Genomic DNA, 20,930 nt, shown 5'->3' with positions numbered 1-20,930 from the left:
TCGACGCCGCCATCGACTTTGGTCGGTCGTTCGCCGGCCGTCGGGCCGCTACCGCCCCGCCTCCACCCGATCCGGCTCCACCACCGCAGGCGCCCCTCGTACGCTCCGCCGCGCTCCCGGGATCGACCAGGCCAGCGCGGCCGCCAGGAGGCAACCCGCCCCGAGCACGCCGAAGCAGACCAGGTAGCCCGTCAACCCCGGCGCGTGGGCGACGCCCGCCGCCCGGGCCGTGGCCGCGCCCGCCGGGCTCGCGCTCAGGATCGCGCCGAGTACCGCCGTCCCGGTCGCGCCGCCGACCGTGCGCAGCACCGCGTTCATCCCGTTGGCCACCCCGGTCATGTCCGCCGGCACGTGGTCGTTGATCAGTGCCGGCATCGCCGAGAAGGCCAGTCCCAGGCCGAACCCGAACAGCACGCCGACCATCGAGAACGCCCACCAGTGCCCGTGCAGCGGCAGCAGCAGGGCGAACGCCGTGCCGCTGAGCACCGGCCCCAGGACCAGTGCCGGTTTGGGGCCGTGTCGATTGGTCATCCGGGCGGCGACCGGTGCGGCGGCCAGGTTGCCGAGGGTGCCGGGGAGCATGATCAGGCCCGCGATCAGGACCGACTTGCCGAAGCCGTAGCCGAGCGCCGACGGCGCCTGGATGAACGGCGGGAACAGCAGCGACGAGCCGTACATCGCCATGCCCGTGAAGATCCCGGACAGGTTGGCGAGCAGGACCGGTCGGCGGGCCATCACCCGCAGGTCGACCAGGGGTTCGGGGTGGTGCAGGGCCCAGCCGATCCACGCGGCGAACAGCAGTACGGCCAGGGCCAGGCCGCCGACGACCAGCGGATCGCCCCACCCGGATCGGCTGCCCGTGCTGACCGCGGCGAGCAGCGCGGCCAGCCAGCCGGACAGGGTCAGCGCGCCGATCAGGTCCACGTGGCCCTGCCGCCGCTCGGCGGTGTCCGGCACGACCCGCCACACCATGACCATGGACAGCAGCGCGACCAGCGCGGAGAGCCAGAACAGCAGGTGGTAGTCCCAGCGGTCGGCGATCAGTCCGGTGCTGACCGAGCCGAAGGTGGCGCCGACGCTGATCGTGGCGCCGATGGTGGCGATGCTGCCGGCGGAGCGTTCCTTGGGGAACTCGTCGCGGACCACGCTGAGCGCGAGCGGGACCACGCCGCCGCCCATGCCCTGGAGTACGCGCCCGGCGATCAGCATCATGTAGGAGGTGGTGCACGCGGCCAGGATCGAGCCGAGCGCGACCGCGGCCAGCGCGTACAAGAGGAAACGTTTGCGCCCGCGCAGGTCGCCGAGCCGGCCGAGCAGCGGGGTGGCCACGGCAGAGGCGAGCAGGTTGCCGGTGAGCACCCAGGCGATGGCCGAGCTGGAGACGCCGAGCCGGTTCTGCAGTTGGGGCAGGATCGGCGAGACCACGGTCTGCATGACCGCCATCGTGGTCGCGGCGAAGGACAGGGCGACCAGGATCGTGGTCGGGCCGTGGCGTTTGGTCGATGTGCGCCCGGCCCCCTTCGGATCGGTGCTCATGCCGTCAGCGGCCGGTCCTCGACCCAGTCACAGTGCAGGGTGCGGGTCTCGATGCGCCAGCCCTCGTCGGTGCGCGCGAACGTGTCCAGGTAGCGGATGGACATCACCCGGTCGCGGCGCACGCCGTCCGACTCGTAGATGTGGTGCGCGGTGCAGTACGTCTCGCCGTCGGCGCGGTCGCCGTCGGGGGCGAAGGTGATCAGCTGATTGGCGATCAGGTGGGTGGTGACCAGGTAGCGGTCCAGGCTCGCCAGTGCCCGGGCGATCTCGGCGCGGCCGGCGCGTACCGCGGGGGGTTCGGTGGATCCGGGGTCGCGGTGGATCACCAGCCGGCCCTCGGGGGTGAACATCGAGGCGACGAGGTCGGGCTTGCGGCGGTCCGCGCCGTGTGCGTAGGTCTGCACCACATCGCGGAGTTCGCTGCGATCGCGCAGTCGGCTCGGCGTGTGCGCAGCGGGCGAATCCGCCTCGTCGTCGTGCATGTCCACCCTTTCGGCAACCGTGTTCGCATGCTGGCAGCAGTTGGATGACACACGCAAGTTAATCTGACGTTGCGTCAGTTACACTCCCCGCGCCATCGCACCACGTCACGGCGGTACGACGGCCCCGACCCCCCCGGACCCCCGCCCCCCCCGGCCCGCCTCACCCGTCCTGCGCCACGAACACCACATCCGGCTCGCCCCGAACAACCGGCACCCGCTCCACCCGCACCCGCCCGAAGTGCCCCCGCAGCCGGTCGGCGAAGCCGGGGGAGGCGGTCGCGCTCCACACCGTCAGTACGCCTCCCGGCGCCAATCGATCGCGCAGCGCGGCCAGTCCGGCGTCGTCGTAGAGCGAGGCGTTGCCGTCGGTGACCGTCCAGTCCGGTCCGTTGTCGATGTCCAGGCACAGCGCGTGGAAACGCTCGTCGCCGGCCGCGGAGCGCACCCAGGCCACCAGGTCGGCGGTGACCACCTGTACCCGCGCGTCGTCCAGCGCGTGGCCGGAGAACGGCGCCAGCGGTCCGCGCCCCCAGCGCACGACGGCCGGTTCGCGCTCGATCACGCGCACGTGCGCGACGCGCGGATCGGTCAGCGTCTCGCGCAGGGTGAAGCCGACGCCCAGGCCGCCGACCAGCACGCGCAGGTCGCCCGGCGCGGTCACGGCCGCGAGCGCGGTGCGCGCGAGCAGGCGCTCGGAGGCGCCCGCGCGGGTGTCCATCAAAAAGCAACCGTTGCTGATGATTTCGTAGTGTTCGCCCGCGCGGCGCAGGGCGAGTTCGCCGTCCGCCGCCGGAACGCGTTCGATCTCTTCCGCGCCGGTGGTCGGTTCGAACGTATGCATCGGTTCACTGACTCCTTGTCGCTATATGGAGAACAGGTGTCGTCGTGTCGCCTTTTCCATGCCGCCGTATCGCTTCGAATGCCTCACGAACCCCTCGGGTATCTCCCGGCACCAATTCTCCGCACCTCGTAACAGTGCCATCACGAAGCCCGGAAACGACCGTCCGTACGGTCCGATCGGTGACACGTGTGTACTCGTGCACCCCACCTCGTATCCCACGTCGTCAGGGCTGCCGGCCAGCGGTTTTCGCCGGTTCGGTGACCCTTGCACCCTGTAGGACACCCGGTTAAGGTCCCGGCCATTGCTTCATGGCCCATTAACTGATGGCATGTCAGATCCAGTCGCGAGGATGCCTCGCAGACGGGGCGGAAGCACAAGACGTGAACAACGCGAGCACAGCGCAGGAGAAGTACGTGAGAGCGCACCGGGCCCTCGGCCCGGCCCGCGGAAACGAAGTGTCGGGAGGGCTGATGGCATCAACTTCCGCCGGGCGGCGCGGGATGCGCCGACGAGCGGCGGCCGGCTTGCTGGTCGTGCCGCTCCTTGTGGCGGTCGGCTGTAGCCGCTCGGGCGAGGACGCGGTGGCCAAGGGACCGGGATCGGGCGGGGGTGGCCCCGCGGCCACCGGTACCAAGGACGGCAAGGCCCCCGTCGGCACCGGCGCGCCGGGCGACTTCGGCACGCTCAAGGACGTGTGCGGCAAGGGCGACGGCAAACCGCTGACCAAGAAGGCCGATCGGGGCGTGACCGAGAAGCAGATCTCGGTGAGCGTGACCGGCGACCCGGGCGCTCCCGCACAACCGGGCCTGGGCAAAGAGTTCTTCGAGATGGCCGACGGCTTCACCAAGTGGTGCAACGGCCTCGGCGGGATCAACGGCCGCACCATCAAGCTGACCCAGCGCGACGCCGCGCTGAGCAACGTGGGCACCGTGATGACCGCCGCCTGCCAGAACGACTTCATGGTCGTCGGCGGCGGCAACCCGTTCGACAACGACGGCGTCAAGGCCCGTACCGGGTGCAAGCTCGGCGCCTTCCCCGCCTATGTGGTGGGCGAGGAGTCGGCCAAGGCCGACCTGCAGGTGCTCGCGGTGGGCCTGCCGACCACGACCACCGTGGTGGGCGCCTACAAGGCGGTCTTCGCGGCGCGTCCCGAGGTCAAGGCCAAGGTCGGCCTGCTCGGGCAGAACATGGCCTCGCTGCGGCCCGCGATGGCCCGCTACAAGGCCGGCGTGGAGGCGGCGGGCGGCACGGTCGTCTTCAAGGAGGACGTCCCCGTCATGCCGCCCCCGGGGCGCACGACGCTGGAGAAGATGAAGCAGGCCGGCGTCGAGATGCTGATCACCACCTGGCTCGCGGTGGACTCGGCGTCGATGTTCCGCGAGATGGACGCGATGAACTGGCACCCCAAGGTCATCGTCAGCGACGCCTCGGCGTACAACCGCTACACCCTGGCCTCCGCCAAGAACTCGAAGATCCCGGACACCTACATCTACCCGACCTACGTGCCGCAGTCGCTCGGTGACAAGAACCCGGCCGTGCAGAAGGCGCTGGAGATCCTGCACCTCGCCGAGCCGAGCAAGGACCTGGAGTTCTTCCACATGTCGGGGATCAACTCCTGGCTGCTGTGGGCGAGCGCGGTCAAGGAGTGCGGTACCGAGCTGACCACCGAGTGCGTGCTGGCCAAGGGCAAGCGGGCGAACTGGGACGCGGGCGGCCTGTTCGCCCCCGGTCCGATCGTGGAGACCAAGGACGTACGCGCCTCGGACTGCTTCACCATGGTCAAGGCGACCGCCAAGGGCTTCGAGTACGACGCCGCGCTGACCAAGCCGAACAAGGCCGAGTTCTTCAACTGCGACCCGGGCAACGTGGTCGCCGTCGCCGCGGGCGCGCCCAGCGCGCCGCCGTCGGCCCCGGCCACGACCCCGCCCGCCGACGGGGGAACCGCTCCGCCGCCGGCCGGCGACTCCGGCACCGGCAACCCGCCGCCCGGCGACGGGGGCGAGCCGCCGCCGGCCGCGCCGCCGGAGGAAGTGACGACCTCCTAGCCCCGGCCCACGGTGACCTCCCGCGCCGACCGGGCCGGGAGTACACCCCAACTCCACGCGTCACCGAAAGCATCGGAAGTACCCGAAGCACCGGACGTACCCGCAGCACCGGAATCACCCGCGACACCCCGACACCCCGTCGCCCTCTCGCCCCGCACCGGGCGGGAGGGCGGCCCCGCGGCCCTGACGACCTGTCAGGAGCCGTGCCGCACCAGTCTCCGAGACCGATCGCCCCGCGACACGGCCCGGCCCGAACGGAGGGCGCGTGCACGAGTTCATCATCCTCACCATCAGCGGCCTGGTCACCGGCGGCATCTATGCCATCACCGCCGGCGGCCTGACCCTGACCTACACCACCACGGGCATCTTCAACTTCGCCCACGGCGCCACCGGCGCGCTCGCCGCCTTCACCTACTGGCAGCTGCACTTCGACTGGGGTTGGCCGGTGTGGCTGTCCCTGCTGGTCGTGCTCGGTGTGCTGGCCCCCGCGTTCGGGGTGTTCCTGCACTTCGCCATCATGCGCAGGCTCGAGGGCACGTCGGAGACCACGCGCCTGATGGTCACCGTCGCGGTGCTGCTGAGCCTGCTGGCCGCGGTGATGTGGATCTGGGATCCGCAGACTCCGCGCAACGTGGTCAACTTCTTCCCCGGCGAGTCCGTGGACATGGCCGGCACCCGGGTCTCCTACCACGACCTGATCACCCTGGCCGTCGCGCTGATCGTGGCGGTCGGCCTGTGGGTGCTGCTGCGCTCCACCCGCGCGGGCGTGGCCATGCGCGCCACCGTCGACGACCGCAACCTGGCCGTGCTCAACGGCTCGCGCCCCGAGGTGCCCGGCATGCTGGCCTGGGCCACCGGCACCATGCTGGCCGCGGTCGCAGGCATCCTGATCGCCCCGAAACTCTCCTTCGCCGCGCTGCCGCTCACCCTGCTGATCGTCAACGCCTACGCCGCGGCGGTGATCGGCCGGCTCAAGAGCCTGCCGTGGACGTTCATCGGCGCGATGATCATCGGCCTGGTCACCGAGTACGGCAAGGGCTACCTCACCGAGACCCGCTTCCCGACCGCCGGCCCGTACCTGTCCGGCCTCAGCGACTCGATGCCCGTCCTGGTGTTGTTCGTGGCGATCATGCTGCTGCCCACCTCCCGGCTGCGCGGCCACGCCTCCTCCCGCACCCGGGAGATCTCGCACCGCCCCACCTGGACCGGCTCGCTGGTCTTCGCCGCCATCGTGATCGCGGGCGCCGTGGTCGCCGCCAACTCCCTCGCCGCAGCCGACCTGTTCGCCAGCACCCGGATGTGGGGCTTCGCGCTGATCGGCCTGTCGGTGATCCCGCTGGTCGGCTACGCCGGGAAGATGTCGCTGGCCCAACTGGGCTTCGCCGGCATCGGCGCGATCTGCGTCTCGCACCTGGGCTCGGGCGGCAACCCGCTGGGGTTGTTGTGGGCCGCGCTGATCTGCGCCGGCATCGGCGTGCTCGTCGCGCTGCCCGCGCTGCGCCTGTCCGGGATCTATCTGGCCCTGGCCACCGCCGCGTTCGCGGTGATGCTGGACCGGTGGATCTTCGGCCTGCCCGCCTTCACCTGGGGCGACACGAAGATCGACCTGTTCAACAGCGGCACGCTCAACTTCGAGCGCTTCGACTGGCCCGGCATCGACATCTCCTCCGACCGGGCCTACTTCATCTTCGGCGCGGTCTTCTTCGCGCTGTCCTCGCTGGTCGTGGTGTGGATCCGGCGCGGCGAGTTCGGCCGCAGGCTGCTGGCCATGAAGGACAGCCCCGCGGCCTGCGCGACGATCGGGATGAACCACAAGCTGACCACGCTCACCGTCTTCGGGCTCTCCGCCGCGATGGCCGGCGTCGGCGGCGGCATCCTGGGCGGCGCGGCCGGCACCCTGTCCCCGGTCAACTTCGACTTCACCGCCGGGCTCTCGGTGCTGATGCTGATGGTGATCGCCGGGCTCACCTCCCCGGGCGCCGCGCTGTTCGCGGGCATCTTCCTGGGCACCCCGCTGATGACCAACCTCTTCCCCGACTACGCCCAGCTCACCACCATCCTGATCGGCCTCAACGGCATCGCGCTCGGCAAGAACCCGAACGGCTTCATCGCCGCCAAGATCCGCCCCGAGTGGGAGCCCGCGCTGCGCCGCCCGGTCGTCCTCGCCGGCAGCGCCGCCGCCCAACTGGCGCTGATCGTGCTGCGGTTCACCGACGTGATCGGCAACTGGCCGTTCGTGATCGGCATCCTGCTCGCGGTGATCGGCATCCCGGCCGCGCTCAAGATCGAGGTGATGGTCAAGGCGCCGCGGACCGAACCGGAGGTGCCCGAGGGCCTGTCCGGGCAACCCGAGGGCCTGGGCCTGAACGGAAACCGGTTCAAGGCCGCCGACATCGAGGCGCTGGACAAACTCATCGCGCTGCCCTCGCTGCCCGCGGCGGCGACGGGCGCGGCACCGTCACCCATCCTGCCGGGAGCACGTCATGGGGCTTGAGGTCGAGGGCGTCACGGTCCGCTTCGGCGGCCACACGGCCCTGAACAACGTCGACATCTGGGCCCACGAGGGCAAGGTCACCGGCCTGATCGGGCCCAACGGCGCGGGCAAGACCACCATCTTCAACGTGATCACCGGCCTGCAACCGCCCTCCTCGGGGCAGGTGCGGATGGACGGGCGCGACGTCAGCAAACTGGCGCCGTACCGCCGGGCCCGGCTCGGCATGGCCCGCACCTTCCAACGCCTCGAACTGTTCGGCTCGTTGTCGGTCCGGGAGAACATCCAGGTCGCCGCCGCGCAGTACCGCCGGCTGCACCGGGGCACCAGGGAGACGCCGCAGGACACCGCGGCGCGCCTGCTGCACCGCCTCGACCTGACCGCGATCGCGCACGTGCGCGCCGACCAACTGCCCACCGGGCAGGGCCGCGTGGTCGAGTTGGCCCGCTCGCTGGCCTGCCGGCCCAAGATCCTGCTCCTGGACGAGCCCGCCTCGGGCCAGGACGACGAGGAGACGCGCGGCTTCGGCCAACTGCTGCGCGAGATCGCCGCCGACGGCGTCGCGGTACTGCTGGTCGAGCACGACATGGACCTGGTGATGAACACCTGCGACGAACTGCACGTACTTGACTTCGGCAAAAAAATCGCCAACGGTACGTGCGACGAGATCCGCAACAACGCCGCCGTCCAGGCGGCCTACCTCGGTACCGCGGACGCGGCGGAGGCCGACGAAGTCCTTCAGGAGACGGTATGACCCTGAATGTGGCCGACGCGCAGCCGGCCGGCGCGCCGAGCGCCCCGCCGCTGCTCGAACTGCGCGGGATCAGCGCCGCGTACGAGCAGGTCGAGGTGCTGCACAAGGTGGACCTCGCGGTCCCCACCGGCAAGGTGATGGCGGTGCTCGGCCCCAACGGCGCCGGCAAGACCACGATGCTCAAGGTGATCACCGGGCTGCACCAGCCCACCGCCGGCGACATCCACCTCGCGGGCCGGTGCGTCACCGGGGCGGCGCCCGTGGACCTGGCCCGGATCGGCCTGTGCAGCATCCCGGAAGGCCGCGGCGTCTTCCCCAATCTCACCGTGTCCGAGAACCTGTGGATGGCGACCTATCGAGGAGTCTCCCGCAAGGAGATCGAGGAGAAGGTCTTCCCGATCTTCCCCCGCCTCGAACAGCGCCGGAACCAGGCCGCGGGCACGATGTCGGGCGGCGAGCAGCAGATGCTGGCCGTCGCCCGGGCGATCGCCACCAACCCGGCCATCATCCTGCTCGACGAGTTGTCGATGGGCCTCGCGCCCCTCGTCGTCGACCAGCTGTACGACGTGGTCGGCAAGATCGCCGAGACCGGTGTCACCGTGCTCTTGGTCGAGCAGTTCGCGCGCACGGCCCTGGCCGTCGCCGACCTCGCCGCGGTCATGAGCGGTGGCCGGATCCTTCAGGTCGGCACCCCGGGCGAGATCGCCGGCGACCTGCACAGCGCGTACCTGGGCGGCTGATCGCACATGGCCGTCGGGTACGCATCAACCTCACGGCGACCCACGAGGTGAGCACTTATATGAGTATGAACAGCGTGAACGCCGACGGGCAGCCACCCGCACCCGCGGGTCCGCCCCCCGGCGTGCCGCCGACGGTTCCGCAGGGCGTGCCGACCGCCGGGCAACCGGCGTACGCACCACCGCGCCACGCGGCCGTCCCGGCGGCCACCCAGGACCGGACCCGGCAGTTCACCGCCGACGTCGGGGCCCTCAAGCTGCGCGCGCCCAAGACCATGCTCGACACCCAGCTGATGTGGCTGGGCGTGGGGCTGATGGTGCTCGGGATCGGGATGGGCTTCGGCGCCTACTTCATGTCCCACGGCACGACGCTGATCCTGACCCAGAACGACGCCATCACCCTGGGCATTTCGGCGATCCCGGTCTCGCTCCTCGGGTTCGCCCTGTTCCTGCGCTTCTCGCTGTCCACCTTCATGCGGTTCTGGCTGGCCCGGCTGATCGCCGCCCAGCAGAGCCCGCAGCAGGGGCCGGCGGACGCGGGCACGGACACCACGGCGCTATTGCCGACCACACCGGGGAAGCACTGAGCGATCGCGGCCCTCGACCGCTTCGGGGGCTCCTCAACGGGCCGCGCGCGGTGTCATCCTGAACGGGACGGACGCCGCGCGCAGCACCCGTGGAGGGCAGCGAGGACATGAGCGAGAACCCACCGCCGGGAGATGCCGCCCCGCCCGACACGAGGCCACCGCGCGACGGCCGCCGCCTGCGCCTGGTCACGACGGTGTGGGCGGTGCTGATGGTGCTCGCGATCGTGATGATCGTCCTGATGTTGCGCAGCTAGAGCCGTTTGCGGCAACGCACGCACGTGCGGATGGCCGGCCCCGTTCGGGGCCGGCCATCCGCATGCGCGGGGTGCTCAGATCGCCGGGGGCAGGTCCACCAGCGCGCCGAGCGTGGCCCGGTGTCGGTCCGCGGTGCCCAGGAGCAGCGCCGAGGACATCGCCCGCTTCAGGTACAGGTGCGCCGGGTGCTCCCAGGTGAAGCCGATCCCGCCGTGCATCTGCACACACTCCTCCGCCGTGCGCACCGCCACCTCGGAGCAGTACGCCTGGGCCAGCGCGGTGGCCACCGCCGCGTCGGGGGAGTCCTCCGCCAGGCACGCCGCCGCGTAGCGGGCCGCGGCCCGGGCCGACGCCAGGTCCGACCACAGGTCGGCCGCACGATGGCGCAGCGCCTGGAACGAGCCGATCGGCCGGCCGAACTGGTGACGCACCTTCAGATAACCGACCGCCTCGGCCAACGCCTGCTCCGCCACGCCCAGTTGCTCGGACGCGAGCAGCGCCGCGCCGTGGCACACCGCCAGCCGCAGCGCCCGCTCGGCGTCCTCGGGACCGGCCACCACCTCGCCGCGGACCTGATCCAGCGTCACCTGGCCCACCGGACGCGTCGCGTCCAACGAGGTCACCGCGCCGCGCGACAGGTTCGCCGCGTCACCCGCCACCAGCGCCAGATGCGGCTCGCCGGACACGATCACCGGCAACACCAGCAGCTCGGCCCGATCCACCGCCAACACCCCGGTCACCGCGCCGGTCAGGGACAACTCCCCGTCGTCCCACGCCCCCGTCACCGACAGCGGGAAGCCCGCCTCCGGCCACGTGGTCGCGGTCACCGCGAGGGTGGCGGTACGGGTCCCCTCCGCCAGCGCGCGCAGCGCGGCATCGCGCCCCGTACCGGCCGGGCAGGCGAGCAGCGCCGAGGTGGCCAGCACCGCGCTGGCCAAAAACGGCACCGGCGCCACCGCGCGGCCCAGCTCCTCCAGCGCCACCGCGACCTCCCGCGGCCCCGCGCCGGCCCCGCCGAACTCCTCCGGGATCAGCAGCCCGGCCAGTCCCAACTCGGCCGCCACCGCCTTCCACAGGCCCTCGTCGTACGCCTCGTCGGTGTCGATTCGGGCCAGCACGTCGTGCCACCCGCACCGGTCCCGCAGCAGCTCGCGCAGCGTCGCGCGCAACTCCTCCTCGATCTCGCCGTACAGCAGCGAGGGAATCGTGGGTTCGCTCACCGAGGCATCTCCTTCCACGCCACCTTCGTATCGGTGCGCGGCTCGCGCGGCAGATCCAGCACCCGGTCCGCGATCACGTTGCGCAACACCTCCGAAGTGCCGCCCTCGATCGAATTGCCCTTGGCCCGCAGGTAGTAGTAGCCCGGAGCGCGCGCGCCGAGCGTGGCCTGGCCCATGTCGCTGCGCCGCATGGTCCACTCGTCGTAGCCCAGGCCCTCCTCGCCGGTCAGCTCCAGCCACAACCGGGTCACGTCCTGGTTCAGCCGCGCGTAGGCGATCTTGGCCGCCGACCCCTCCGGCCCGGGCGCCCCGACCGCGAGTTGCTGGCGGATGCGCTCGTTGCCGAGCCGGGCCACCTCGCACTCCACCCAGGCCCGAAGCAGCCGGTCGTGCAGGCCGGGAGTGCGCAACTCCGGCCGGTCGCGCCACATCCGCGCCACCGCCCCGATCGCGTTCGCCTCGCGGGGCGCGGCGCCGCCGCCGATGGCCACCCGCTCGTTCATCAGCGTGGTGTTCGACACCGCCCAGCCCTGACCCACCTCACCCGCGCGATGCGCGTCGGGCACACGTACGTCGGTCAGGAACACCTCGTTGAACTCGGCCTGTCCGGTGGCCTGGCGCAGCGGGCGCACCTCCACCCCGGGCGAGGTCATGTCCAGGAAGAAGTAGGTCAGCCCCTGGTGCTTGGGCAGGTCCGGATCGGTCCGGGCGAGCAACATCGCCCAGCGCGCCTTGTGCGCGAGCGAGGTCCACACCTTCTGTCCGGTCACGATCCAGTCGCCGTCGCCGTCGCGCACCGCCCGGGTGGCCAGCCCCGCCAGGTCCGATCCCGCGCCGGGCTCGCTGAACAGCTGGCACCAGACCTCGTCGCCGGTCCACAGCGGGCGCAACAACCGCGTGCGCGACTCGGCGTTGCCGTGCGCGACGATCGTGGGCGCGCCCATCCCGAGGCCGATCGGATTGCGGTACGCGCTGACCACCTTGGCGCCGGCCGCGATCAACGCGTCCTCGACCACCTGTTGCAGCGCCCGCGAGGCGCCCAGGCCGCCGCAGCCGACGGGGAAGTGCACCCAGGCCAGACCCGCGTCGAAGCGGTGCCCGAGGAATTCCACCGAGGACATCGTGGTGGGATCGTGCGCCTCGACCAAGTCGCCCACCCGCCGCCGCAGTTCCGCCGCGTCGAGCGGGCCGCCCGCGGCCGGTGGGCCGCCGGGAGCAGTGCTCGACGCGGCCCCGGGTTCGTCGTCGTGCCCCTTGTCGGGCTGGTTGTCCGTATCGCTCACGCCGCCCCGCTCTCGCACAGGAGGTGCCTCCGTTCGCCACCATGACGCCCTGTTCCCGTCGCACGACTCACCGTCGACAACCGGGCCACCTGGATGCTAAGTGCTGAACTCACCGGTAGGAAGCCCGTGCCCGGGCCCCCAACCCGCACGCGCAGGCGATATGTTCTTGTCCCCGTGTGATCGAGTACACGCACGGTCTCCAGCCGCCGGCTTCCGGGTTTTCGCGTGTCGCAAGGGGGTTGTCACAAGCCATGACCGCCGAAGAACTCGAGGCGGGTCTCGCCGCCGAACTCGCCGCGGACGGGGAGTCGGTCACCGAAGCACTGGACCGGTGGTCGGCGCACACCCCGACGCGGGTCTTCATCCATTACGGCGAGCACGGCCTGGACCTCAGCTACGCCGAGGCCAAGCGGGCCACCGACACGATCGCCGGCAACCTGGCCCGGGCGGGCGTGCGGCGCGGCGACCGGATCGCGGTGCACTGCCGCAGCTCGTACGCGGCCGCGCTGTGGATGTTCGGCATCTGGAAGGCGGGCGCGGTCTTCTGCCCGATCGACCCGGACCTGATCGGCGACCCGCTGGTCGAGCAGTTGGAGTCCGCCGCACCGCTGCTCGTGGTCACCGAGCGCATGCTGGTGCAGGCGCTGGAGGCGGTGCGCCCGCACCTGGACCGGCTGCCCCGGCTGACCGTGCACGACGCGGTCGGGCCGCGTCCGCCGCACGGCTATCCCGAGATCGCCTACGCCAACTTCCTGGCCCGCGCCGAGCCGCCGGGTGTGGTGAACGACCCCGCCGACGTCGGGATGATCGTGCACACCGCCGGGGTGACGGGCCGGCCCAAGGCCGCCGTGCTGCCGCATCGCTGGCTGGCGGCGTACACCCTGCTGCTGCGCCGGCTGACCACGTCGGACGACGTGGTGCACGTGGACCTGCCGATGCACTCGCTCCAGGGCGCGTTCGCCGGGCTGGCCCGGGCGGCCTGGACCGGCGCGGGGGTGTCGTTGTGGGACCGGTTCCACCCGGTCGACTTCTGGCGCCGGGTGACGGCCGCGGGGGCCACCAGCGCGGTGCTCACCGAGACGATGGTGGGCTGGCTCTCCGGTGCGCCCGAGCGGCGCGGCGAGCGGGACAACCCGCTGAGCAAGGTGCTGATGCAGCCGCTGCCCGCGATCCACCACTCGTTCGCGCGCCGCTACGGCATCGACACCGTGGTGGCGGGCTACGGGCAGGTCGAGACCGGACTGCCGATCGCCGCCGTGCTGATCGGCGCCGAGCCGGGCGAGGGCACGCCGGAGGCGCTGCGGCGCGGGCTGGGGGCGAAGGAGGTCAAGCGGGTGTGCGATCGCCTGGGCGTACCGGTGTTGCCCGCGTCGCGGATCGTGCGCCGGGGCTGTCTGGGCGCGCCGCTGCCGTTCACCCGGGTGGCGATCCTGGACGAGCACGACCGGCCGGTGCCGCGCGGGGTGGTGGGCCACCTGGCGGTGCGTCCGCATCTGCCGGGGCTGCTGGTCCAGGAGTACGTGGGCGACCCGCTGAGCATCGCCGAGGCCACCCGCAACCTGTGGTTCCACACCGGCGACGCGGCGGTGTTCGACGAGGAGGACGGGCTGCTGCACTTCGTCGACCGGGTCGTGGACCGGATCCGGATCCGCGGCGAGAACGTGTCGGCGTACCACATCGAAGACCTGGTCAACCAGCATCCCGACATCGCCGTCGGCGCGGTCTTCGGGGTGCCCGCCGACCGGGACGACGAGGACGAGGTGGTGCTGTACGCCGAGCCGGAGCCGGGCCGGCCGCTGGATCCCGACGAGCTACGCGCGTGGTGCGTCCAGTCGCTGCCCGCGTACATGCGGCCGGCGTACGTGCGGATCGTGGCCCGGATGCCGCGGACGCCGAACGGGCGGGTGGAGAAGTATCGGCTGCGCCGGCACTTCCTGGGCCTGACGGATCGGCCGGGCCCGGCGGTGCGCGGGGTCACGGTGACCACGGCGACGGCCACGCCGATGCCCTCGGCCCGACCGGCGCTCGCCCCGGCGCTGTCCCCGGTGCGCTCCGCGCTGCCGCCGTCGTTGCCCCCGGGCACGGGTCGCTGAGCGGCGCGCCGCGCGGGGCCCGCCCCGGTCCGTAACGATCATGCGAACAGTCGATCGTGCGGATATGTCGCTTTCCAGTGGGAAGGCGTAGCACGCACGCGGTTTCGCGGGCGCGGGACGGATCCGAGGAGCGGCACCCATGGAGAGCACGAAGGGCGTCAGTGGTCCCTCCGCCGAATCCGGCGTGGGGCGGCATCGACGCAGCGGCAAGGGATTCGGGTTCGGTCTGCTCGTGGTGCTCGGCGTGGTCCTGATGCTCGGCGGGGTCGTCGGCCTGATCTACGTGGGCGTGGCCACGCTCACCACGATGGTGCTGTTCGGCTGGCTGCTGCTGATCGGTGGCGTGGTCGGCTTCGTCCAGGCCATCCAGGCGCGCAAGGAGAACGCGTTCTGGCTCGTGGTCGCGGTCTCGGCGCTGAACATCGCGGCGGGCGTGGTGCTGCTGCGCCGACCCGACGTGGGGGCGCAGGCGCTCACCCTGTTCGTGGCCCTGCTGCTGCTGGGCGCGGGTATGTTCCGCATCGTCGGCGGCGTGGCGAGCATGTCGGCCAAGATGATCTGGACCATCGCCGTCGGCGTGGTCGACCTGGTCCTGGGCCTGCTGGTGCTGGCCGAATGGCCCAGCAGCAGCCGCTACGTGATCGGCACGTTCATCTCGCTGGCGCTGCTCTTCGACGGCCTGAGCCTGGTCAGCCTGGGCCTCACCGGCCGCCGCATCGTGGGCATGGTCCGAGACGCGGAAGTCCCCGAGCCCACCCGACCGACCGAATGGACAGCCGAGAAGCCCCCCACGAGGGAGGGCACATACAAGGGTCCGGACACCATGACGAAGAAGCCGACCGAAGACCGATGACAGGCAGGACGCACCAAACGCCGGACGGGCCATCCACGGCCCGTCCGGCGTTTGCGAACATCCGGCCCGTCCGGCGTTCGAGGACGGCCGCCCCGGCCCCGGCCTACTCGCCCACCGGCCCCGTGGGCCGACGGCGGCTCATCAACAGCGCCGGCAGGAACGCCAGCCCCGTCAACGTCACGGCCCACCAGTACGTCCCCTGGAACGCGTCGGCCAACGCCGGCCCGATCGCCGCCACCACGTCCGGCGACAACGTGTGCAACTCGCCCAACCCGCCGGCTCCCTGCCCGGCCGGCAGGCCATCGCGCATCGACCCGGCCAACAGCACCGACATCAACGCCCCACCGATCGCCGCCGACACCTGCTGGATGATCGTCAACGTCGTCCCCGCGACCGCGACCTGCTCGTGCGACATCGTGCGCAGCGCCGAGGCGGTGGTCGGCATCAGCGTCATGCCCACCCCGACACCCGTCACCGACATGCACGCCATCAGCACCCAGTAGGGCGTATCCGCCGCCACCTGCGTGGTGAACGCGAGGAACCCGGAGGCGGCGACCACGATCCCGATCAACACGATCCGCCCCGGCGCGATCCGGTCGCTGAGCCGACTGGCCACCTGCATGGACAGCGCCGTCGCCAGCGCCTGCGGCGCGCCCAGCATCCCGGAGGCGGTGGCGCTCTCCCCGCGCACCAGCTGGTAGTACAGCGGAGCCAGCATCATCGAGCCGAAGTACGCGCAGACGAACAGGAACATGGTGCCCGCGGCGGCCACGAACGGCCGACTGCGAAACAGTCGCAGATCGATCAGCGCGTTCTCGACCCGCAACGCCCGGGCCACGAAGCCGATCACCAGGAGCGCACCGAGCACGGCCGGCACCAGCGCCCCGGCGGCGCCGAAGTCGCCCTTCTCGCCGCCGGTGGCCAGCCCGTAGATGAGCAGGGCAAGGCCGGGGGAGAGCATCAGCAGTCCGGGCACGTCCAGCGGCCTGGTCTGTTGCGCGGTGTCGCGCGGGAAGACCTTGGCGGCCAGGCCCAGGGCGATCGCGCCGATCGGTACGTTGATGAAGAAGATCCAGCGCCACGAGACGTCGTCCACGAGCCATCCGCCCAGGATCGGGCCGACCAGCGGGCCGATCAGGACCGGGATGCCCAGGATGGCCATCGTGCGGCCCATCCGGCTCGGGTCCGAGGCGCGGGCCAGGATGGTCATCCCGACCGGCATGATCAGGCCGCCGCCGAGCCCCTGCAGCACCCGGAAGACGATCAGCGATTCGGCCGACCAGGCCAGGCCGGCCAGGACCGATCCGGCGGCGAAGGTGCCGATCGAGAACATGTACAGCCGTTTGGTGCCGAAGCGGCCCATCGCCCACGCGGCCATCGGGATGACCGTGGCCAGGGCGAGGGTGTATCCGGTCGCGACCCATTGGATCGTGGCCAGCGGGGCGTCGAAGTCCTGTGCGAGGTGGTTCAGTGCGACGTTGACGACCGTCACGTCCAGGACCGACATGATCGAGCCGAGCACGACCACGAGGGCGATGGCGGCGATGCCGCGGGACGGGGTGTCGGTGGGGGTGGTGGCCGCGGGGGAGTTCGCGGCCGGGGCGGTGGTCGTTGCCATCGCGGGCTCCTGGCGTTCGACGGGTGGGTACGCGGCGACGGGCGCGGCGTCGGTGCTCGGGGTCAGACGCCGTACGGGCGGCGCGCGCGCATCGACCGCGTGGTCTCGGTCCACCAGGCGAGCTGGTCGAGCATGACCTTGGCGGCGGCGGCGGTACCGGCCGCGTCGACCGGCTTGCCGTCGGCGTCGAACTTCTCCCACGCCATCGGGAAGGCGAGCCCGTCGCGGGTGGTGACCATGTGCTGCTCGGCGAAGACCAGGCGCAGCTGCTCGACCGCGCGCAGGCCGCCGGAGATGCCGCCGTAGGACACGAAGCCGACGGGCTTGCCCTGCCACTCGTTCCGGAACAGGTCGATCATGTTCTTCAGCCCGGCCGGGAAGCTGTGGTTGTACTCCGGCGTGACCACGACGAACGCGTCGGCGGCGGCGAGTCGGGCGCCGACCCGGGCGACCACGGCGGCGGGCTCGCCGTTCAGCGGGGCCCATACGTCGGGCAGGCGGTCCTCGGCCAGGTCGATGATGTCGACCTCGAAGTCGCCGTGCTCCTCGGCCGCGCCGGCGAACCAGTTCGACACCACCGGGGCGAACCGGCCCTGCCGGGTGCTGCCGACGATGACGGCGAGCCGGAACGCTTCGGTGCCGGCGGTGGTGTCGATGTCGGCGACGGTGTGCGTGAGCGTGGTCATGGCGTCCCCAAGAAGAGTTCGGATGCGCCTTGGAAGCGGTTGCTCCGGGCGACGAGGAAAACGTTAGAAGTTCAAGTCGACTTGAAGTCAACTGCCGCTTTCCCGAACTCTTTCGGCGTGTTCCGGGGCAGTTTGCCCGGCTACCTCGAAGCCCTGTCGCGGCCGGGCGCGCCGAAGGACGCGACGACGGCGACCATCGTCAGGGCGACCGCGCTCGCGCACACCATGACCGTCGAGGGGGACGTCGCGTCCACGACGCCGCCGCCGAGGAGGGCGCCGGCGGCGAAGGTGAGTTGGAAGGACGACGTGAACACCACCGTCGCGGCCTCCGGGGCGTCGGGTGCGCAGCGGGCGAACCAGGTCTGCGAGCAGGCCGGGACCGCCCCGTAGGCCAACCCCCACACCACGAGCAGGCCGAGCGCGCCCGCGTCCCACCGGCCCAGGACCGGGAAGAGCGCGGTGGCCGCGGCGATCAGCGCGGCGCAGCAGGCGAAGCCGGCGCGCAGGTGGCGGGCCAGGGTCGCGCCCGCGACGAAGTTCCCGACGATGCCGGCCACGCCGAAGGCCAGGAGGTACAGGCCGATCCGGCCGCGGTCGACGTGGGTGACCTCCTCGAGGAAGGGCGTCACGTACGTGTAGGCCCCGAAGTGCGCGATCACCACGAGGGCGGTGGCGGCGAGGCCGATCCGCACGTCGGCGCCGCGAAGCAGGCCGCGCAGTACCCGGGCCCGGGTCACGGTCGTCGCGGGCAGCGGGGGCAGCAGGACGAGCAGCGCGATCGACACGGCCAGCGCGAGGGCGCCCATGACCATGGACGAGGCCCGCCAGCCGAGGTGTTCGCCGAGTTGGGTGCCGGCGGGCAGGCCCAGTACGGAGCCGGCCGGCACCGCGGCGAAGATGACGGCGGTCGCCGTACCCACCGCCTCGGGCCGTACCAGCCGGGGTGCCAGGCCCGCCCCGATCGACCAGAAGCCGCCGATGGTGACCCCGACCAGCGCACGCGCCACCAGCACCACCCAGAACGCCGGCGCGAGCGCGGCCAGGAGGTTCGCCACCGCGAGCAGCACGATCAGCGCGACGAGCATGCTCCGCCGATCCAACCGCCCCGTGGACACCGTCACCAGCGGCGCACAGATCGCGGCCAGGAACCCGGGCACGGTCATCAACCACCCGGCCGTCCCGTCCGAGACCCCGAAGTCGTCCCCGATCGGCGTCAACAACCCGATCGGCAAAATCTCGGTCGTCACGATCGCGAAGATCCCGAGGAACAAACACACCACAGCGGCCCAGTACTGCCGCGGCGGCGCGAGATCCGTCCCGGGCTCGGGCGATGCGGCCGCAGGTTCGTCGACTCGGGCGATGGCGGACATGGGTGTCCCTTTCGGCGATGTGGGGGGAGCCCCGGAAGCCGGGGCGTATCCAGTACAGCCACCCCCACCACCCCGGGTCTGGCGGAAACCCGCCCTCAACGCCGCGCCGTCACCCGCCCGAAGCCCAACCGGCCCACGCGGGCCCGCCGTTCCGGCCGCCGGACCCCATTTCGTAGGTTGATCCCATGACCTCTTCGGTACTTGTTCTCGGCATCGACCCGCACATCGTCCCCGGCATCGACGGCGCGGCCCTACTCGCCACCCTGGAGGCGGAGTTGGCCCGATTCGCCGAACACGGCATCCACGCGTCCATGACCGTGTTCGGCCCCGACGAGACCGCCGAGCCCACGATCGTCGCCGCCCTGACCGAGCGCGCCTGGAACGTGGTCCTGATCGGCGGCGGCGTCCGCAAGTCGGAAGACCTCCTCCCGCTCTTCGAACAGACCGTCAACCTCGTCCGCGTCCACGCCCCCGGCGCGGCCATAGCGTTCAACACCACCGCGAACACCATCCTCGAAGCCGCCCGACGCCACCTCTGACCCCGAGCCCCGCCCCGAGGGTGAGGTGGGTGCCGTGGGGTGGTGCCGCAGGGGTCTCGGTGTGCCGATGAGTTTTCGGCGGTTGTGGGGTCTACCCGTCGACGACAAAGGAGCACACCATGCGCAAGATCATCGTTTGTACGTTCCTGACGCTCGACGGCGTCATGCAGGCGCCGGGTGGGCCGGACGAGGACGCGGAGAGCGGCTTCGAGCACGGAGGCTGGCAGAAGCCGGTGGCCGACGAGGAGGTCGGCGCGGGTATCGCCGCCTGGTACGAGGACTCCGACGCGATGCTGCTGGGCCGCAAGACGTACGACATCTTCGCGTCCTACTGGCCGACCGCCGATCCCGACAACCCGTTCACCGAGCGGATGAACAGCACGCGCAAGTACGTGGCGTCTCGGACCCTGACGTGCGTCGAGTGGCAGAACTCCACGCTGTTGGAGGGCGACACCGCCGACGCCGTCCGCGCGTTGAAGGCATCCGAGGGCGGCAACATCAACGTCGTCGGCAGCGGCGACCTCGCCCAGACCCTCATGCGGCACGACCTGGTCGACGAGTACCGGCTCACCATCCACCCGGTGATCATCGGCACCGGAAAGCGGCTCTTCGCCGACGGAGCGATCCCCACCGCGCTGGAGCCGGTCGGTGTCTCGACGACCAAGGGCGGCACCGTCCTCGGCATCTACCGACCGAAGGGCAAGCCCACCTACGACAGCTACCAGTAGCCCTCGGGCCGCCTTCGCCGCGCCGAACCCCGCCGGCCCCCGGGACGGGACGCGACGACAACCACCCCCGGTCCGGCGGTATCCCGCCGTCAACGTCACCCGCCCCGGACCCCTTCGCAGCCGCTCCGGGCGGCGCCCGCCTCGCGCCGCGTCCGGGCGCGGCGCCGGTATGAGGCCGTACGGCTGACGACGTACGCGGATCGATGTACGGCGAAGTCGTGCCTGCGTGTGATGTTGCGACTACCCGTTGCGAGGACTCTGGGTATGTGAGTGCTCCCACAGTGGGAGCGATACATCGACCCGGAGGCAAAGAAATGCGCTTTCCTGCTCGTTCTCGCCGATTTGTGTCCTGGACGGCCACCGCCGCCCTCTCGCTCGCGACCGCCGGCGTCGTCGTGTCCGCCGCACCCGCCGCCACGGCCGCAGCCCCCGCCGTGGAGCCGTTGGACTGCGCCGTGATCGTCAATCAGGACACCCACGTCGGGTTTCCCACCTGGCGGTGGGCGGACGTCCGCAACAACTGTGGCCGTCGCATGAACCTGAGCGTCCAGGTCTCGGGCTGGCCCGACCCGGAATGCCAATACCTTGCCGACAGTGAGACCAAGCGTTTTCGCTGGGACTCGACGGGTGGCCCGGCCAACTACGTGTGGGACTGCGGCGGCTGATGCCGCCATCCTCCCCGCGCTGTGGACAAGGGCCCCGGATCGCTCGCGATCCGGGGCCCTTCGACGACTTCGCCCAGGGCGAACAGGGGTCGGGGTGGGTGGGGGAACAAAGAGGGGCTCGTGTTTCTTGAGTCGGTACAGCGCAAG

At 71.4% G+C, this 20,930-nt stretch carries 19 protein-coding genes; 11 read left to right on the top strand and 8 right to left on the bottom strand.

Features of this window, described 5'->3' with window-relative positions; translation table 11 throughout:
* Positions 1-48: 48 nt before the first annotated feature.
* From ACFRCG_RS08090 to ACFRCG_RS08080, 3 genes are all read right to left on the bottom strand, one after another.
* Entirely contained in the window at positions 49-1,536 is a 1,488-nt protein-coding gene (locus ACFRCG_RS08090) for an MFS transporter (protein ID WP_380029953.1), read from the bottom strand.
* Complete coding sequence (locus tag ACFRCG_RS08085; RefSeq protein WP_380029952.1) at positions 1,533-2,018, bottom strand: nuclear transport factor 2 family protein; 486 nt, start codon at positions 2,016-2,018, stop codon at positions 1,533-1,535. The genes ACFRCG_RS08090 and ACFRCG_RS08085 overlap by 4 nt, the downstream gene beginning before the upstream one ends.
* A gap of 160 nt (positions 2,019-2,178) precedes the next feature.
* On the bottom strand, positions 2,179-2,859 hold the full coding sequence (locus ACFRCG_RS08080) for a spermidine synthase (RefSeq protein ID WP_380029951.1): 681 nt from the start codon (positions 2,857-2,859) through the stop codon (positions 2,179-2,181).
* 470 nt (positions 2,860-3,329) lie between these two features.
* On the opposite strand from ACFRCG_RS08080, the gene ACFRCG_RS08075 reads away from it, so the two are divergent.
* The 6 genes from ACFRCG_RS08075 to ACFRCG_RS08050 all read left to right on the top strand — a co-directional run bounded on the left by ACFRCG_RS08075 (position 3,330) and on the right by ACFRCG_RS08050 (position 9,727).
* Positions 3,330-4,904, top strand: coding sequence for an ABC transporter substrate-binding protein (locus ACFRCG_RS08075; RefSeq protein WP_380029950.1), 1,575 nt, complete (start codon positions 3,330-3,332; stop codon positions 4,902-4,904).
* Between the two features lie 265 nt (positions 4,905-5,169).
* On the top strand, positions 5,170-7,398 hold the full coding sequence (locus ACFRCG_RS08070) for an ABC transporter permease (RefSeq protein ID WP_380029949.1): 2,229 nt from the start codon (positions 5,170-5,172) through the stop codon (positions 7,396-7,398).
* Positions 7,388-8,149, top strand: coding sequence for an ABC transporter ATP-binding protein (locus tag ACFRCG_RS08065; RefSeq protein ID WP_379996856.1), 762 nt, complete (start codon positions 7,388-7,390; stop codon positions 8,147-8,149). Before ACFRCG_RS08070 ends, ACFRCG_RS08065 begins: the two co-directional genes overlap by 11 nt.
* Positions 8,146-8,889 carry an ABC transporter ATP-binding protein gene (locus ACFRCG_RS08060; protein ID WP_380029948.1) on the top strand — a complete coding sequence of 248 codons (744 nt, stop codon included), beginning with the start codon at positions 8,146-8,148 and terminating at the stop codon, positions 8,887-8,889. Before ACFRCG_RS08065 ends, ACFRCG_RS08060 begins: the two co-directional genes overlap by 4 nt.
* Before the next feature lie 59 nt (positions 8,890-8,948).
* Positions 8,949-9,473: a hypothetical protein gene (locus ACFRCG_RS08055; protein ID WP_380029947.1), complete on the top strand. Its 525-nt coding sequence runs from the start codon at positions 8,949-8,951 to the stop codon at positions 9,471-9,473.
* Positions 9,474-9,580: 107 nt separating this feature from the next.
* A complete protein-coding gene (locus ACFRCG_RS08050) occupies positions 9,581-9,727 on the top strand; it encodes a hypothetical protein (RefSeq protein ID WP_380029946.1) in 147 nt (48 codons plus the stop codon).
* Positions 9,728-9,802: 75 nt separating this feature from the next.
* Here the strand turns inward: ACFRCG_RS08050 and ACFRCG_RS08045 are convergent, their stop codons facing one another.
* Together ACFRCG_RS08045 and ACFRCG_RS08040 are read right to left on the bottom strand one after the other, a co-directional pair.
* Positions 9,803-10,948, bottom strand: a complete 1,146-nt coding sequence (locus tag ACFRCG_RS08045; protein WP_380029944.1) for an acyl-CoA dehydrogenase family protein — start codon at positions 10,946-10,948, stop codon at positions 9,803-9,805.
* Positions 10,945-12,117, bottom strand: coding sequence for an acyl-CoA dehydrogenase family protein (locus ACFRCG_RS08040; RefSeq protein WP_380030093.1), 1,173 nt, complete (start codon positions 12,115-12,117; stop codon positions 10,945-10,947). Before ACFRCG_RS08040 ends, ACFRCG_RS08045 begins: the two co-directional genes overlap by 4 nt.
* A 365-nt stretch (positions 12,118-12,482) precedes the next feature.
* Here ACFRCG_RS08040 and ACFRCG_RS08035 point away from each other — a divergent pair, with 365 nt between their 5' ends.
* On the top strand, positions 12,483-14,324 hold the full coding sequence (locus tag ACFRCG_RS08035; RefSeq protein ID WP_380029943.1) for a class I adenylate-forming enzyme family protein: 1,842 nt from the start codon (positions 12,483-12,485) through the stop codon (positions 14,322-14,324).
* Between the two features lie 139 nt (positions 14,325-14,463).
* Positions 14,464-15,177: an HdeD family acid-resistance protein gene (locus tag ACFRCG_RS08030; RefSeq protein WP_380029942.1), complete on the top strand. Its 714-nt coding sequence runs from the start codon at positions 14,464-14,466 to the stop codon at positions 15,175-15,177.
* A gap of 103 nt (positions 15,178-15,280) precedes the next feature.
* Here the strand turns inward: ACFRCG_RS08030 and ACFRCG_RS08025 are convergent, their stop codons facing one another.
* From ACFRCG_RS08025 to ACFRCG_RS08015, 3 genes are all read right to left on the bottom strand, one after another.
* Positions 15,281-16,795, bottom strand: a complete 1,515-nt coding sequence (locus ACFRCG_RS08025) for a DHA2 family efflux MFS transporter permease subunit (RefSeq protein ID WP_380029941.1) — start codon at positions 16,793-16,795, stop codon at positions 15,281-15,283.
* Positions 16,796-16,857: 62 nt separating this feature from the next.
* Positions 16,858-17,481, bottom strand: a complete 624-nt coding sequence (locus ACFRCG_RS08020) for an NADPH-dependent FMN reductase (protein ID WP_380029940.1) — start codon at positions 17,479-17,481, stop codon at positions 16,858-16,860.
* Positions 17,482-17,621: 140 nt separating this feature from the next.
* Positions 17,622-18,851, bottom strand: coding sequence for an MFS transporter (locus ACFRCG_RS08015; protein ID WP_380029939.1), 1,230 nt, complete (start codon positions 18,849-18,851; stop codon positions 17,622-17,624).
* A 185-nt stretch (positions 18,852-19,036) separates the two neighbouring features.
* On the opposite strand from ACFRCG_RS08015, the gene ACFRCG_RS08010 reads away from it, so the two are divergent.
* The 3 genes from ACFRCG_RS08010 to ACFRCG_RS08000 all read left to right on the top strand — a co-directional run bounded on the left by ACFRCG_RS08010 (position 19,037) and on the right by ACFRCG_RS08000 (position 20,783).
* Positions 19,037-19,390: a hypothetical protein gene (locus tag ACFRCG_RS08010; RefSeq protein ID WP_380029938.1), complete on the top strand. Its 354-nt coding sequence runs from the start codon at positions 19,037-19,039 to the stop codon at positions 19,388-19,390.
* 119 nt (positions 19,391-19,509) lie between these two features.
* Entirely contained in the window at positions 19,510-20,118 is a 609-nt protein-coding gene (locus tag ACFRCG_RS08005; protein ID WP_380029937.1) for a dihydrofolate reductase family protein, read from the top strand.
* A 344-nt stretch (positions 20,119-20,462) separates the two neighbouring features.
* Positions 20,463-20,783, top strand: coding sequence for a hypothetical protein (locus ACFRCG_RS08000; RefSeq protein ID WP_380029936.1), 321 nt, complete (start codon positions 20,463-20,465; stop codon positions 20,781-20,783).
* Positions 20,784-20,930: the final 147 nt, after the last annotated feature.

Source organism: Embleya sp. NPDC056575, from assembly GCF_042793325.1.
Taxonomy (GTDB): Bacteria; Actinomycetota; Actinomycetes; order Streptomycetales; family Streptomycetaceae; genus Embleya.
This window is presented reverse-complemented; position numbering and strand designations above follow the sequence as displayed.